11 protein-coding genes are annotated in these 15,047 nt (G+C 69.5%); 10 read left to right on the top strand and 1 reads right to left on the bottom strand.

Going from position 1 to position 15,047, the window contains the following annotated elements; translation table 11 throughout:
- Positions 1-5: 5 nt before the first annotated feature.
- The 3 genes from H0523_RS22240 to H0523_RS22230 all read left to right on the top strand — a co-directional run bounded on the left by H0523_RS22240 (position 6) and on the right by H0523_RS22230 (position 2,404).
- Entirely contained in the window at positions 6-896 is an 891-nt protein-coding gene (locus H0523_RS22240; RefSeq protein WP_054433201.1) for a segregation and condensation protein A, read from the top strand.
- A gap of 37 nt (positions 897-933) precedes the next feature.
- Positions 934-1,788, top strand: coding sequence for a pantoate--beta-alanine ligase (gene panC / locus H0523_RS22235; RefSeq protein WP_054433202.1), 855 nt, complete (start codon positions 934-936; stop codon positions 1,786-1,788).
- Positions 1,789-1,903: 115 nt separating this feature from the next.
- Positions 1,904-2,404 carry a response regulator transcription factor gene (locus H0523_RS22230; protein ID WP_054433204.1) on the top strand — a complete coding sequence of 167 codons (501 nt, stop codon included), beginning with the start codon at positions 1,904-1,906 and terminating at the stop codon, positions 2,402-2,404.
- A gap of 146 nt (positions 2,405-2,550) precedes the next feature.
- On the opposite strand, the gene H0523_RS22225 is transcribed toward H0523_RS22230, so the two are convergent.
- Complete coding sequence (locus H0523_RS22225) at positions 2,551-3,315, bottom strand: copper resistance protein NlpE N-terminal domain-containing protein (RefSeq protein ID WP_054433205.1); 765 nt, start codon at positions 3,313-3,315, stop codon at positions 2,551-2,553.
- A gap of 193 nt (positions 3,316-3,508) precedes the next feature.
- Between H0523_RS22225 and H0523_RS22220 the strand changes: the two genes are divergently transcribed.
- The 7 genes from H0523_RS22220 to H0523_RS22190 form a co-directional block, all read left to right on the top strand.
- Positions 3,509-4,363, top strand: coding sequence for a prepilin peptidase (locus tag H0523_RS22220; RefSeq protein ID WP_054433207.1), 855 nt, complete (start codon positions 3,509-3,511; stop codon positions 4,361-4,363).
- Between the two features lie 84 nt (positions 4,364-4,447).
- Positions 4,448-5,095: a dephospho-CoA kinase gene (gene coaE, locus H0523_RS22215; protein WP_054433209.1), complete on the top strand. Its 648-nt coding sequence runs from the start codon at positions 4,448-4,450 to the stop codon at positions 5,093-5,095.
- 42 nt (positions 5,096-5,137) lie between these two features.
- On the top strand, positions 5,138-5,890 hold the full coding sequence (gene zapD, locus H0523_RS22210) for a cell division protein ZapD (RefSeq protein ID WP_054433256.1): 753 nt from the start codon (positions 5,138-5,140) through the stop codon (positions 5,888-5,890).
- A gap of 135 nt (positions 5,891-6,025) precedes the next feature.
- The gene (locus H0523_RS22205) at positions 6,026-7,303 is read left to right on the top strand and encodes an MdtA/MuxA family multidrug efflux RND transporter periplasmic adaptor subunit (RefSeq protein WP_054433210.1); all 1,278 of its coding nucleotides are present in this window, start codon (positions 6,026-6,028) and stop codon (positions 7,301-7,303) included.
- A gap of 15 nt (positions 7,304-7,318) precedes the next feature.
- Entirely contained in the window at positions 7,319-10,417 is a 3,099-nt protein-coding gene (locus tag H0523_RS22200) for an MdtB/MuxB family multidrug efflux RND transporter permease subunit (protein ID WP_054433211.1), read from the top strand.
- Positions 10,414-13,524 (top strand): multidrug efflux RND transporter permease subunit, encoded by a 3,111-nt coding sequence (locus H0523_RS22195; RefSeq protein WP_054433213.1) that lies wholly within the window; start codon positions 10,414-10,416, stop codon positions 13,522-13,524. The genes H0523_RS22200 and H0523_RS22195 overlap by 4 nt, the downstream gene beginning before the upstream one ends.
- On the top strand, positions 13,521-15,047 hold a 1,527-nt coding region (locus H0523_RS22190; protein ID WP_218950882.1), incomplete at its 3' end, for an efflux transporter outer membrane subunit. The genes H0523_RS22195 and H0523_RS22190, both read left to right, overlap by 4 nt.

Genomic DNA, 15,047 nt, shown 5'->3' with positions numbered 1-15,047 from the left:
CAGCCATGGCCCACACCCCCTCCGTCCCGGGCGATGCCCTGGCCGCGCTAGTGGAACCGTCCGTCGACAGCACGCCCGACACCGTTGATAGCGTGGCGTTCGCGCGTCTGTACGGCGAGCCGCTGTTCCAGATGCCGACGGATCTGTACATTCCGCCGGACGCGCTGGAGGTCTTCCTCGAGGCCTTCGAGGGGCCGCTGGACCTGCTGCTCTACCTGATCCGCAAGCAGAACTTCAACGTGCTGGACATCCCGATGGCGGATGTCACGCGGCAGTACCTGTCCTATGTGGAACAGATCCGCATCCACAACCTGGAGCTGGCCGCCGAGTATCTGCTGATGGCGGCCATGCTGATCGAGATCAAGTCGCGCATGCTGCTGCCGGTCAAGAAGACCGACACCGGCGAAGAGCCCGAGGATCCGCGCGCCGAGCTGGTGCGCCGCCTGCTCGAGTACGAGCAGATGAAGCTGGCCGCGCAGAAGCTCGACGCCTTGCCCCAGCTGGGCCGCGACTTCGTCACCAGCCACGCCGTTGCCGACCTGAGCGTCGAGCGCATGCTGCCCGAGGTCAGCGTCGATGACCTGCGCGCCGCGTGGGCCGACATCATGAAGCGGGCCAAGCTCAACCAGCACCATCACATCACTCGCGAACAGCTGTCGGTGCGCGACCACATGACGCACATCCTGCGGCGCTTGAACGACGTGCGTTTCATCGAGTTCGGCGACCTGTTCATGGAACGGGTGCGCGAAGGCGCGCCGGCCGCGGTGGTGGTGGTGCACTTCATCGCCATGCTGGAGCTGGCGCGCGAGTCGCTGCTGGAAATCACGCAGGCCGAGCCTTACGCGCCCATCTACGTGCGCCTGGCCTATACCAGCGTCGCGGCGGTCGCGGCCTGATCCCCCCGGGCTGTGCGCCCGATCCCGGAGATTCCCCTTGAAAGTCGTCCACACCATCCAGGAACTGCGCGATCACCTGCGCGGCCAGAATCGCGTGTCGTTCGTGCCCACCATGGGCAACCTGCACGAAGGCCACCTGGCGCTGATGAAGCTGGCGCGCCAGCACGGCGACCCGGTGGTCGCCAGCATCTTCGTGAACCGCCTGCAGTTCGGGCCGAACGAGGACTTCGACCAATACCCGCGCACCCTGGCCGCCGACATCGAGAAGCTCGAGCGCGAACGCGACGTCTACGTGCTGTTCGCGCCCAACGAGCGCGAGATGTACCCCGAGCCGCAGAACTACCGCGTGCAGCCGCCGGACGACCTGGGCGACATCCTCGAAGGCGAGTTCCGTCCGGGCTTCTTCGCCGGCGTCAGCACCGTGGTGCTCAAGCTGTTCTCCTGTGTGCAGCCGAAGGTGGCGGTGTTCGGCAAGAAGGACTACCAGCAGCTGATGGTGGTGCGCAACATGTGCCGCCAGTTCCAGCTGCCGGTGGAAGTGCTGGCGCACGAGACCGTGCGCGCCGATGACGGCCTGGCGCTGTCCTCGCGCAACCGCTACCTGAGCGACGCCGAGCGCGCCGAGGCCCCGGCCCTGTACGCCGCGCTGCACAACGTCGGCCAGCGCCTGGCGGCCGGCGAGCGCGATGCCGCCAAGCTGGAGCGCGAAGCGGCGCAGCACCTGACCGATCGCGGCTGGAAGGTCGACTACATCGCCCTGCGCCGCCAGCGCGACCTCAAGCGTCCGGAAGCCGCCGACCTGCAGGCCGGCGAGCCGGTGGTGGTGCTGGCCGCCGCCAAGCTGGGCGCGACGCGCCTGATCGACAACCTGGAACTGTCCTACACGGCCTGAGCCGGTTGCGCCGCGGCCCGATCCTCCCGGGCCGCACCCCTGGCAAAATTGCCAGCTTATGCCGCCGCCGGGGGCGGGGCAGACTCTCTGCAAGTCTTCATTGCAGAGCCGTTCCATGCACGTTCCCCGCACCGACCTCGATCGCCTCCTGTCCACCCTGACGCCGCGCGAACGCCAGATCGTCGCCTATGTCGCGGCCGGCCGTCCCAACAAGGTCATCGCGATCGACCTGGACATTTCCCTGCGCACCGCCGAGGCCCATCGCGCCCGGATCTTCGCCAAGCTGGGCGTGCGCAACGCCATGCAGCTGGCCTGCCGGCTGTGCGCCCATGGGCAACTGGGCGTGTCGCCGGTGCTGGGCGCGCCGCTGCCGTGCGGGCGGGGCGCGGCGGGGCCGGCCGAGCCCCTGCATGAATGGCCCCTGCGCGAACCCGCCCAGCCCGGGCCGACGCCATTCGAGCCGACCGCGCTCGATCCGGCCCGGCCCGCACCGATCCCGCCTGCGCCGGATGGTCACGCGCCAGTCACGCGCTATGCGCCGCGGGCGGAGCCGGTCCACGTCATTCTTGCGGATTGTTGCGCAGCGCTTATTAATAAAGGGTATTGGAGTAAGTAGGCACTTACTTATAGAGCCAACCGACCATGCATGGGCCGTCACGTCGCCCGGGGCCCGCCGCAAAAACCAAGGGCCTGCGGATGCGGCATCCGGCAGGCCCTGTGGGGGGAAGGGTCAGGCCAGGGTCGATGCCCGGCCCGCCGGGCTCAGGGGCACTGGGGCGCCTGGGCCTTGGCCAGTTCGTCGATCGGATCCAGGTCCGGCTGGCGGGTCAGGTTGTAGTTCAGGTTGGGCGTCTGGCCGCCGATGGAGCGCACGCGCAGCACGTTGTTGGCGGCGACCACGAATTCGACCCGCATGTTGCCCTTGCTGTCGAGCAGCAGGACGCGCGGCGGGCGCTCGTCGGTGGCGTCCCAGCAGCCTTGCTCGACGATCGGCGCGGCCTTCTGGGGATCGTTTTCCAGGTAGGCGGTGCGGCCGCGCCAGCGGCCGTTGGGCGCCAGGGTCAGGGTGACGCGTTGCGCCGTGCATTGCATGGCGGGCGAGAAACACGGCAGGGTGCCCATGTAGGTCTGCGGCTGCGGCACCAGGCTGTTGGCGGCGGCGCTCTGCGCGGCGGCGGGCGCCGGAACGGGCGCGGGGGCCGCAGCGGCGCCGCTGTCCGCGCCTTCCGGCACGGGCTGGCCGTCCTCGGTGGTGGCGCCCTGGGCCGCGGCGGCCTGGGTCGGGGTCTTCTTCTGGTCGGGTTTCAGCGCGATCTGCACCTGCGAGGGCGCCCGCAGCACGGTGCGGTAGCCGGCGCCGGAACCCTGGTACTGGGCGTCGGTGACGGTGCTTTCGACCGGAGGATCGTAATAGCCTTCGGTGCGTTGCTGGGCGCAGCCCGCGGCACCCAGCACCGTGCCCGCTAGCAGCAGCCCCATCATGCTGAGTTTGCGGGGGCGGGTAAGGATTTCGACGCGCGCGGCCATGGCAGCTGATCCGTAAGTTGAGTCTGTCTCCGATTTTACGCACTTATGCGAAGATTCGATACGATCCCCATCATCCTGAAAGGCGTTGCCGGCACTTTATGCACAAATTACGACACGGCTCCCGGCTGCCCACCCGCCGCCTTGCCGCCAGCGCTCGCGCGCCGGCGCGACGGACCGCGTCGCGGGAGCGCGCATGACGCTGTGGCATGTCTTCCCGGTGCCGCTGGCGGCGTTCATCGCGCTGGCCGCGCTGGCCGGCCTGCTGGTCGGCGGCTGGCTGACGCGGGTGACTTACCGCCTGCCGCGCATGATGGAGCGCGAGTGGCAGGCGCAGTGCCAGGAGGCCGCGGGCCAGGCCCGGCCGGTCGCCGATTCCGGCCTGCTGGCGCCGGCCTCGCATTGCCCGAGCTGTGAGACCCCGGTGACCGGCTGGCGCCGCCTGCCGCTGCTGGGCTGGCTGGCGCTGCGCGGCCGCTGCGCCGCATGCGGGGCCGGGATCGGCTGGCGCTATCCCGCCATCGAGTCGATCACCTGCCTCCTGTTCGCCGCCTGCGCCTGGCGTTTCGGCGCCACGCCCATCGCGCTGTGCGCCATGGGCCTGTCGGCGGCGCTGGTGGCGCTGGCCTGGATCGACCTGGAATCGACCCTGCTGCCGGACGCGATCACGCTGCCGCTGGCCTGGGCCGGTCTGCTGGTGAATCTGTTCGACGCCTTCACGCCGCTGTCGATGGCGGTGGTGGGCGCGGTGGCCGGCTACCTGTTCCTGTGGGTTATCTTTCATGCATTCCGGCTGCTGACCGGCCGCGAAGGCATGGGCTACGGCGATTTCAAGCTGCTGGCGGCGCTGGGCGCCTGGTTCGGCGTCGGCGCCTTGCCGATGCTGCTGCTGGGCGCGTCGGTGGTCGGCGTGGTGGTGGGCGGCGCCCTGACGCTCAGCGGCCGGGCCAGCCGTGGCCAGGCGCTGCCGTTCGGCCCGTACCTGGCATTGGCGGGCGTGGCCGTGCTGCTGCTGGGCGGCGAGCAGGGCCTGGGATGGTTGCTGCATTGAATTGAACGCGCGCGCGGCCAGCGGCGGCTCGCGCCCGATGGCGCGGCGGTCCTGTCCAGTCCGCGCCGCAAACGAAGGACGAACATGTTCAAGATCGGTCTGACAGGGGGCATCGGCTCGGGCAAATCGCGCGTGGCCGACATGCTGGGCGAATGGGGCGCGTCGGTGGTCGATACCGATGAGATCGCGCGCGCGCTGACCGCGGCCGGCGGCGCCGCGATGCCCGCCATCGAACGCGAATTCGGGCCCGACGCGCTGACGCCGGCCGGCGCCCTCGACCGCGACTGGATGCGCGAGCGCGCGTTTGCGGATCCGCAGGTCCGCCTGCGCCTGGAAGCCATCCTGCACCCGGCCATCGGCCACGAAACCGAACGCCAGGCCGAGGCCGCGCAAGGCGCCTATCTGGTGTTCGTGGTGCCGTTGCTGGTCGAGTCGATCGGGCGTTGGCGCGACCGCGTCGACCGCATCTGCGTGGTCGATTGCGATCCCGACACGCAGGTGGCCCGCGTGCAGTCGCGCAGCGGGCTGACGGACTCAGCCATCCGGCGTATCATGGCGGCACAGGCTGCGCGGGCGGACCGGCTCGAAGTCGCGGACGACGTCATCGACAATGGCGGCGCGACATCGCCGGAGCAATTGCGCGTGCAGGCGAAGACCCTGCATGATCGCTGGCTCACGTTGGCGGCCACGACGGGCCGGCAAGCCCCGGGCTTGGCCGGCACCCCTGAATAATCTCGGCCCGCCGGCCGACCTCTGATGGGCCTGTTTACAAGCGTGATTGTTTACGAATATCCCTTCAATGAGCGCATCCGCGCCTACCTGCGGCTTGAATACCTGTTCGACAGGTTGTTCTTCTTTGCCCGCGAGGGGGATTCACGCCAGCACCAGGTCGCCGTCACCTCGTTGTTCGACCTGCTCGATGTCTGCGAGCGCACCGACGTCAAAGGCTCGGTGCTGCAGGACCTCGAACGCCAGCGCGTGGCGCTGGTGGGCCTGCGCGACCACCCCGGGGTGGCGCAGGACGCGCTCGAAGGCATGCTGCGCGAACTCGAAAAAGTGGCCTCGGCCCTGGCGGCGCCCGGCAAGACCGGCCAATCCCTGCGCGAGAACGAATGGCTCACCAGCCTGCGCGGCCGCCTGGCCGTGCCCGGCGGCGCGACCCAGGTCGACATGCCGTCGTACTACGCCTGGCAGCACAAGTCCGAAGCCGCGCGCTGCGCCGACCTGCAGGCCTGGCTGGCGCCCTTCACCGCCCTGAACGACGGCCTGACCCTGGCGCTGCGCCTGTTGCGCGAGTCCGGCCGCAAGACCGACATCGTGGCCGAGCAGGGAGCCTACCAGGAGATGCTGGGCGGCAAGCAGTTCCAGCTGCTGCGCGTCTGGGTCGATCCGGCGCAGGGGGTCTTTCCCGAGATCAGCGCGAACAAGTACATGATCTGGATCCGCTTTTCGACCCAGGACGGCGAATTCAAGCCCCAGCAGGTGGCGCGCAGCATCCCCTTCCAGATCACGCTCTGCAATTCGTAGCCCGGCGGGCGCGGGCGGGGGTCATCCCGCCCCGATTCCTGTTGCGGCCGATTTCAGCAGTAACGGACAATGGCTGAAATGTCGGTCGTCTAGGTCACAATACGGCTTTCTCCGTCAGTGCCGGAACCGTTCCCCATGTCCGATAGCCGTCCCGTTTCTCCGCCCTCTCGCTGGACCCGCCGCAGAATCATCGGGTTAGCGGTGCTTTTGCTGGTGGTGGCCGGCATCGCCTGGCTGGCGTTGCGGCCGGCGGCCAAGCCGGGCGGCGGCGGCCCCGGCGGGCGCTCCGGCGGCGGACGGCCCAACATGGCCGCGGCCTTGGCCAACCTGGCCGTGCCGGTGCGGGTGGCCAGCGCCGTGACGCAGGACATCGACATCTTCCTCAAATCCCTGGGCACCGTGACCGCCTACAACACCGTCACCGTGCGCAGCCGCGTCAGCGGCGAACTGGTCGACGTGCCGTTCCAGGAAGGCCAGCAGGTCAAGGCCGGCGACCTGCTGGCGCAGGTCGACCCGCGCGCCTTCCAGGTGGCCCTGGACCAGGCCCGCGGCACCCAGATGCAGAACCTGGCGCTGCTGGAGAACGCGCGCCGCGACCTGCAGCGCTACCAGGCCCTGTTCAAGCAGGACTCGATCGCCAAGCAGCAGGTCGACACCCAGGCCGCGCTGGTGCGCCAATACGAAGGCACCATCAAGAGCGACCAGGCCAATGTCGACAATGCCCGCCTGCAGCTGGACTACGCCCGCATCACCGCGCCGATCAGCGGCCGGCTGGGCCTGCGCCAGGTCGACCGCGGCAACCTGGTGTCCAGCTCGGACACCAACGGCCTGGTGGTGATCACCCAGACGCAGCCGATCTCGGTGGTCTTCACGCTGCCCGAGACGCAACTGCCGGAAGTGCGCGCCGAGCTGGCCGAGGGCAAGACCCTGGCGGTGGAGGCCTACGACCGCGCCGATACCCGCCGCATCGCCTCCGGCACGCTGGCGACGCTGGACAACCAGATCGACGTCACCACCGGCACCCTCAAGCTCAAGGCCAAATTCGAGAACCAGGACGACGCGCTGTTCCCCAACCAGTTCGTCAACGTGCGCCTGCACGTGCTGACGCGCAAGGGCGTGACGGCGATCCCGACGGCGGCGGTGCAGCAGGGGTCGGCCGGCGCCTTCGTGTTCCTGGTGCAGCCGGACAACACCGTGCAGGTCAAGCAGGTCAAGCTGGGCGCCATCAACAATGGCATGGTGGCCGTGAACGAGGGCCTGCAGCCGGGCGACCGCGTCGTGACCGAAGGCACCGACCGCCTGCGCGCCGGCGCCAAGGTCGACGTGGTGGGCGGCGACGAGGTGATTCCCGCCGCCAAGGACAAGTCGCTGGGCGGGGGCGCGCCGGCGGGCACCACGCCCGCGACGCGATAAGCGGGGGGCCACGCCGTGAGCCCGTCGCGCCTGTTCATCCTGCGGCCCGTGGCCACCACGCTGTCGATGGTGGCCATCCTGATCGCCGGCTTCATCGCCTACCGCCTGCTGCCGGTCTCGGCCCTGCCCGAAGTCGATTACCCCACCATCCAGGTGACCACGCTGTATCCGGGCGCCAGCCCGGACGTGATGACGTCGCTGGTGACCTCGCCGCTGGAGCGGCAGTTCGGCCAGATGCCGGGCCTGAACCAGATGTCGTCGACCAGCTCGGGCGGCGCCTCGGTCATCACCATGCAGTTCAACCTGACGCTGCCGCTGGACGTGGCCGAACAGCAGGTGCAGGCCGCCATCAACGCGGCGTCGAACCTGCTGCCCAGCGACCTGCCGGTGCCCCCGACCTACAACAAGGTCAACCCGGCCGACGCGGCGGTGCTGACGCTGGCGATCACCTCGCCCACCATGCCGCTGCCGCAGGTGCGCGACCTGGTGGACACGCGGGTGGCGCAGAAGCTGTCGCAGATTCCGGGCGTGGGCCTGGTGAGCGTGGCGGGCGGGCAGCGCCCGGCCGTGCGCGTGCAGGTCAATCCGCAGGCGCTGGCGGCCAACGGCCTGGGGCTGACCGACCTGCGCACCGCGGTGGTGGGCGCCAACGTCAACCAGCCCAAGGGCAACCTGGACGGGCCGCTGCGCTCGACCACCATCAACGCCAATGACCAGCTCAAGTCGCCGACCGACTACAACGACCTGATCATTGCCTACAAGAACAACGCGCCGCTGCGCCTGTCGGACGTGGCGCGCGCGGTCGAGGGCGCCGAGGACACGCGCCAGGCCGCCTGGGCCGGCGACAAGCCCGCCATCCTGCTCAACATCCAGCGCCAGCCCGGCGCCAACGTCATCGACGTGGTCAACCGCATCCAGGCGCTGCTGCCGCAACTGCGCGCCGCGCTGCCGGCCACGCTGGACGTGACGGTGGTGTCGGACCGCACCCAGACCATCCGCGATTCGGTGGCCGACGTGCAGTTCGAGATGCTGCTGGCGGTGGCGCTGGTGGTGATGGTGACCTTCGTGTTCCTGCGCAGCATCACGGCGACGCTGATTCCCAGCGTGGTGGTGCCGCTGTCGCTGGTGGGCACGTTCGGCATCATGTACCTGGCCGGTTTCTCCATCAACAACCTGACGCTGATGGCGCTGACCATCGCCACCGGCTTCGTGGTGGACGACGCCATCGTCATGATCGAGAACATCGCCCGCCACATCGAAGAGGGCGAGACGCCGCTGCAGGCCGCGCTCAAGGGCGCCTCGCAGATCGGCTTCACGCTGATCTCGCTGACCTTCTCGCTGATCGCGGTGCTGATCCCGCTGCTGTTCATGACCGAGGTGGTGGGGCGGCTGTTCCGCGAGTTCGCCATCACGCTGGCGGTGTCGATCCTGATCTCGCTGGTGGTGTCGCTGACGCTGACGCCGATGATGTGCGCGCGCCTGTTGCGCGCCGAGTCCGAGCAGAAGCACGGCCGCTTCCACCAGGTCACCGGGGCCTTCATCGACCGCACCATCGCCGCCTACGACCGCATGCTGCAGAAGGTGCTGCGGCACCAGCCGCTGACGCTGCTGGTGGCGCTGGCGACCTTCGCGCTGACGGTGCTGCTGTACATCCTGATTCCCAAGGGCTTCTTCCCGCAGCAGGACACCGGGCTGATCCAGGCCATCACGCAGGCGCCGCAGTCGATTTCCTTCTCCGCCATGGCCGAGCGCCAGCAGGCCGCGGCGCGGCTGGCGCTGGAGGATCCCGATGTGCAGGCGGTGTCGTCGTTCATCGGCGTGGACGGCAGCAACGCCACCCTCAGCGCCGGCCGCATGCAGATTGCGCTCAAGCCGCAGTCCGAGCGCAAGGGCGACCTGCCGACCGTGATGGCGCGGCTGCAGGAGGCCTTCGGCAAGCAGGACGGCGTGACCGTCTACATGCAGCCGGTGCAGGACCTGACCATCGAGGACCGGGTCAGCCGCACGCAGTACCAGATGACGCTGTCCAACCCGGACCTGAAGGTGCTGAGCGAATGGACGCCCAAGCTGATCGACCGGCTGCGCCAGGTGCCGGGCCTGAAGGACGTGACCGATGACCTGCAGGACGACGGCCTGCAGACCTGGGTCGAGATCGACCGCGACGCGGCTTCGCGGCTGGGCATCACGGCGGCGGTGGTGGACGAGGCGCTGTACGACGCCTTCGGCCAGCGCCTGATCTCGACCATCTTCACCCAATCCAACCAGTACCGCGTGGTGCTGGAGGTGCAGCCGCAGTTCCAGATGAACCCGGCCTCGCTCGGCCAGATCCACGTGCCGACCTCCACCGGGGCGCAGGTGCCGCTGTCGTCCATCGCCCGCATCACCGAGGGCAAGACGGTGCTGGCGGTGAACCGGCTGGACCAGTTCCCGATGGTCACGGTGTCGTTCAACCTGGCGCATGGCGCGTCGCTGTCGGCCGCGGTCGAGGCGATCACCGCGGCCGAGGCCGAGATCGGCATGCCGGCCAGCGTCGAGACGCGCTTCCAGGGCGCGGCGCTGGCGTTCCAGAACTCGCTGTCGAGCACGCTGTGGCTGATCCTGGCGGCGATCGTCACCATGTACATCGTGCTGGGCGTGCTGTACGAAAGCTACATCCACCCGATCACCATCCTGTCGACGCTGCCGTCGGCCGGGGTGGGGGCGTTGCTGGCGCTGCTGATCAGCGGCACCGAGCTCGACATGATCGGCATCATCGGCATCATCCTGCTGATCGGCATCGTCAAGAAGAACGCCATCATGATGATCGACTTCGCGCTCGACGCCGAGCGCAAGCGCGGCCTGTCGCCGCGCGCGGCGATCCATGAGGCGGCGCTGCTGCGCTTCCGGCCGATCCTGATGACCACGCTGGCGGCGCTGTTCGGCGCGCTGCCGCTGATGCTGTCGACGGGCACCGGCGCCGAGCTGCGCCAGCCGCTGGGCCTGGTGATGGTGGGCGGCCTGCTGCTGAGCCAGGTGCTGACGCTGTTCACCACGCCGGTGATCTACCTGATGTTCGACCGCATGTCGCGGCGCTGGCGCGGCATGCGCGAGGCGCGCGCCGGGAGCGCGCCGTGATCCTGTCGGCGCCCTTCATCGTCCGGCCGGTGGCGACCACGCTGCTGTCGCTGGCGATCGTCCTGGCCGGCATGCTGTCGTTCTTCCTGCTGCCGGTGGCGCCGCTGCCGCAGGTGGACATTCCCACCATTTCGGTGTCGGCCAGCCTGCCGGGCGCCAGCCCCGAGACCATGGCCTCCAGCGTCGCCACGCCGCTGGAACGCTCGCTGGGCAGCATCGCCGGCGTGACCGAGATGACCTCCAGCAGCACCCAGGGCTCGACCCGCGTGACGCTGCAGTTCGACCTGTCGCGCGACATCAATGGCGCGGCGCGCGACGTGCAGGCGGCCATCAACGCCGCCCGCTCGCTGCTGCCGACCAGCCTGCGCAGCAACCCCACGTACCACAAGTCCAATCCGTCCGACGCGCCCATCATGACGCTGGCGATGACCTCCGACACGCTGAGCCAGGGCCAGATGTATGACCTGGCCTCGACCATCGTGGCGCAGAAGCTGTCGCAGGTGGACGGGGTGGGCGAAGTGACGGTGGGCGGCAGCTCGCTGCCGGCGGTGCGCGTGACGGTGCTGCCGGGCGCGCTGGCCAACCGCGGCGTCTCGCTCGACGACGTGCGCACGGCGCTGGCCAACGCCAACGCCAACCGCCCCAAGGGCGTGCTGGAAAACGACCAGTACCACTGGCAGATCATGGTCAACGATCAGCTCAGCCGCGCCGAACAGTACCGGCCGCTGCTCGTGGCCTGGCGCGACGGCGCGCCGGTGCGGGTGTCGGACGTGGCCAGGGTCGAGGATTCGGTCGAGGACCTGTACCAGACCGGCTTCTACAACCAGCGCAACGCGATCCTGATGATCGTGCGGCGCCAGGCCGACGCCAACATCATCGAGACCGTGGACGCGGTGCGGGCCCAGCTGCCGGTGCTGCTGGCGCTGATGCCGGCCGACGTGCAGCTGACCGTGGCGCAGGACCGCACGCCCAGCATCCGCGCCTCGCTGCACGAGGCCGAGCTGACGCTGGTCATCGCGGTGGGCCTGGTGGTGCTGGTGGTGCTGCTGTTCCTGCGGCGCTGGCGCGCGGCGATCATTCCCAGCGTCGCGGTGCCGGTGTCGCTGATCGGCACCTTCTGCATCATGTATCTGTGCGGCTTCACGCTCAACACCATCTCGCTGATGGCGCTGATCGTGGCCACCGGCTTCGTGGTGGACGACGCCATCGTGGTGCTCGAGAACATCATGCGCCACGTCGAGAACGGCATGTCGCCGATGCGGGCGGCGCTGCGCGGCTCGCGCGAGGTGGGCTTCACCGTGCTGTCGATGAGCCTGTCGCTGGTGGCGGTGTTCATTCCGATCCTGCTGATGGGCGGGGTGGTGGGACGCCTGTTCCGTGAATTCGCGGTGACGCTGTCGGCGTCCATCATGGTGTCGCTGGTGGTGTCGCTGACCCTGACGCCGATGATGTGCGCGCGCCTGCTCAAGGCCGAACCCAAGGAGCCGAAGCCGCCGGGCCGCCTGGCGCGCTGGGCCGAGGGCGGCTTCGCCTGGATGCAGGACGGCTACCGCCGCAGCCTGGCCTGGGCGCTGGCGCACGGCCGGCTGATGATGCTGATCCTGGCGGCGGCGGTGGGCCTGAACGTGTATCTGTACACGGCGGTGCCCAAGGGCTTCTTTCCGCAGCAGGACACCGGCCAGCTGCTGGGTTTCTTCCGGGTCGACCAGGGCACCTCGTTCCAGGCCACGGTGCCCAAGCTGGAGGCGCTGCGCAAGGTGGTGCTGGCCGATCCGGCGGTGCAAAGCATGACCGGCTTCGCCGGCGGGCGCGGCGGCAGCAACAGCAGCTTCATGCAGATCCAGCTCAAGCCGCTGGCCGAGCGCGGCGTGTCGGCCGACCAGGTCATCAACCGCCTGCGGGCGCGGCTGCAGAACATGCCGGGCGCGCGCATGTTCCTGGTGTCGCAGCAGGACATCCGCATCGGCGGCCGCCAGAGCCAGGGCTCGTACGACTACACCCTGATGTCCGGCGACCTGCAATTGCTGCGCACCTGGATGCCCAAGGTGCAGCAGGCCATGTCGAAGGTCCCCGAGATCACCGACGTCGACACCGACGTCGAGGACAAGGGCCGCGAGATCAACCTGGTGATCGACCGCGACGCCGCCACGCGGCTGGGCGTGAGCATGTCGACCATCTCCACGGTGCTGAACAATTCCTTCAGCCAGCGCCAGGTGTCGGTGATGTACGGGCCGCTGAACCAGTATCACGTGGTGCTGGGGGTGGACCAGAAGTTCGCGCAGGATATCGATTCGCTCAAGCAGGTCGAGGTGATCACGTCGGCCGGCACGCGCGTGCCGATGGCGGCCTTCGCCCGCTTCGAGAACGCCAACGCGCCGCTCAGCGTGCAGCACCAGGGCCTGTTCGTGGCCGACACGGTGTCGTTCAGCCTGGCGCCGGGCGTGTCGCTGGGGCAGGCCACCGCCGCCATCGACGCCGCGGTGGCGCGCATCGGCCTGCCGTCGGATCAGATCCAGGCCGGCTTCCAGGGCACGGCGGCGGCGCTGCAGCAGACGCTGGCGCAGCAGCCGTGGCTGATCCTGGCCGCGCTGGTCACCATGTATATCGTGCTGGGCATCCTGTACGAGAGCTTCGTGCATCCGCTGACGATCCTGTCGACGCTGCCGTCGGCCGGGCTGGGCGCGCTGCTGGCCCTGCTGCTGGTGCGCACCGATTTCACGCTGATCGCCCTGATCGGGGTGTTCCTGCTGATCGGCATCGTCAAGAAGAATGCCATCATGATGGTGGACTTCGCGCTCGAGGCCGAGCGCAATCAGGGCATGGCGCCCAAGGAAGCCATCTTCCAGGCCTGCCTGACGCGCTTCCGGCCGATCATGATGACGACCATGGCCGCCATCTTTGGCGCGCTGCCGCTGGTGGTGGCCACCGGCGCTGGCGTCGAGATGCGCCAGCCGCTGGGCATTACCATCGTGGGCGGGCTGGTGCTGAGCCAGATCCTGACGCTGTACACCACTCCGGTGGTCTATCTCTACCTTGACCGTTTCCGCCTCTGGGCCGCGCGCGGGCGCGCCCGGCGCGGCGGGGCCGCTTCGATAGAACAACTATGATCCGCAACGCCAAGCCTTTCCCTTCCGTCTTTCTGCCGCGCGCCGGCATCACGCTGGCGTTGTGCGCCGCGCTGGCCGCCTGCGCCGTCGGCCCTGACTACCAGCGGCCGGCGCTGGACGTGGGCGCGGCCTACAAGGAAGGGCAGGACGAAGTGCCCGGCTGGAAGCGCGCCGAACCGCGCGATGACGCCGACCGCGGCCAGTGGTGGCGCGTCTATGACGACGCCACGCTCAATGGCCTGGTGGACGCGCTCAACACGTCGAACCAGACCATCGCCCAGGCCGAGGCCAATTACCGCCAGGCGCTGGGCCTGGTGCGCGGCGCGCGCGCCGGGTTCTTCCCCACCGTGGGCGCGGGCGCCGGCCTGACCCGCTCGGGCAGCGGCGGCGGCAGCGGCGGTTCGTCGTCCTCGTCGTCGGGCGGCGGCAACGTGTCCAACCAGTATTCGCTGACGGGCAGCGTCAGTTGGGAGCTGGACGTGTGGGGCCGCGTGCGCCGCAATGTCGAGGCCTCCGAGGCCAGCGCGTCGGCCAGCCTGGCCGACCTGGCGGCGACCCGCCTGAGCGCGCAGGCCGCGCTGGTGCAGGCCTATCTGCAGTTGCGCGTGCTCGATGAGCAGAAGCGCCTGCTGGACGCGACCGTGGCCGCCTACGAGAAATCGCTGCAACTGACGCAGAACCGCTACAGCGTGGGCGTCGTCGGCCAGGCCGACGTCGCCGTGGCCCGCACCCAGGTCGAGAGCACGCGGGCCCAGTCGATCGACCTGGATTGGCAGCGCGGCCAGTACGAGCATGCCATCGCGGTGCTGATGGGCCAGGCGCCGTCGCATTTCAGCCTGCCGCCGGCGGCGTTCTCGGTGCAGCTGCCGCAGATCCCGGTGGGCCTGCCTTCCGAACTGCTGGAGCGCCGTCCCGACGTGGCCGCCGCCGAGCGCCGCGCCGCCGCCGCCAACGCCCAGATCGGCGTGGCGCAGGCGGCCTGGTTCCCCAGCCTGACGCTGTCGGCCGATGGCGGCTTCCGCAACGGTCAGTTCGCCGAGCTGCTGACCGCCCCGGCGCGCTTCTGGTCGTTGGGGCCGGCGTTGGCCTTGACCATCTTTGACGGCGGCGCGCGCCAGGCGCAGGTCGAGCAGGCGCGCGCGTCCTACGACGCGCAGGCCGCGGCTTACCGGCAGGCGGCGCTGACCGGGCTGCGCGAAGTCGAGGACTACCTGATCCAGCTGCGCGTGATGGAGAACGAGCAGACCGTGCAGCGCCGCGCGCTCGAGGCCGCGCGCGAATCGCTGCGGCTGATGCAGAACCAGTACAAGGCCGGGCTGGTGGATTACCTGAGCGTGGCGGTGGTGGACGCCACCGCGCTCAGCAACGAGCGCAGCGCGCTCAGCCTGTATGGCAACCGCCTGGTGGCCAGCGTCAACCTGATCGTTGCCCTGGGCGGCGGCTGGAACGGGCTGCCCGCGCAAGGGGCGGGCGCGGCCGGCGGCGGATCGCAGGCCACGGCGCCCGCCGCGCCGCAGGCGGCC

It is taken from the genome of Achromobacter insuavis, from assembly GCF_902859645.1.
In the GTDB taxonomy this organism is placed as follows: Bacteria; Pseudomonadota; Gammaproteobacteria; order Burkholderiales; family Burkholderiaceae_B; genus Achromobacter; species Achromobacter insuavis.
Note: the sequence above shows the minus strand (reverse complement) of the source record. Positions and strands in the feature narration are given on the sequence as shown.

What these genes read in the sequence shown, in the direction of transcription:
- H0523_RS22240 (WP_054433201.1), top strand. Translation starts at nt 6, where the DNA reads ATGGCCCACACCCCCTCCGTCCCGGGCGATGCCCTGGCCGCGCTAGTG.
- H0523_RS22230 (WP_054433204.1), top strand. Translation starts at nt 1,904, where the DNA reads ATGCACGTTCCCCGCACCGACCTCGATCGCCTCCTGTCCACCCTGACG.
- H0523_RS22225 (WP_054433205.1), bottom strand. Translation starts at nt 3,315, where the DNA reads ATGGCCGCGCGCGTCGAAATCCTTACCCGCCCCCGCAAACTCAGCATG.
- H0523_RS22220 (WP_054433207.1), top strand. Translation starts at nt 3,509, where the DNA reads ATGACGCTGTGGCATGTCTTCCCGGTGCCGCTGGCGGCGTTCATCGCG.
- coaE (WP_054433209.1), top strand. Translation starts at nt 4,448, where the DNA reads ATGTTCAAGATCGGTCTGACAGGGGGCATCGGCTCGGGCAAATCGCGC.
- H0523_RS22205 (WP_054433210.1), top strand. Translation starts at nt 6,026, where the DNA reads ATGTCCGATAGCCGTCCCGTTTCTCCGCCCTCTCGCTGGACCCGCCGC.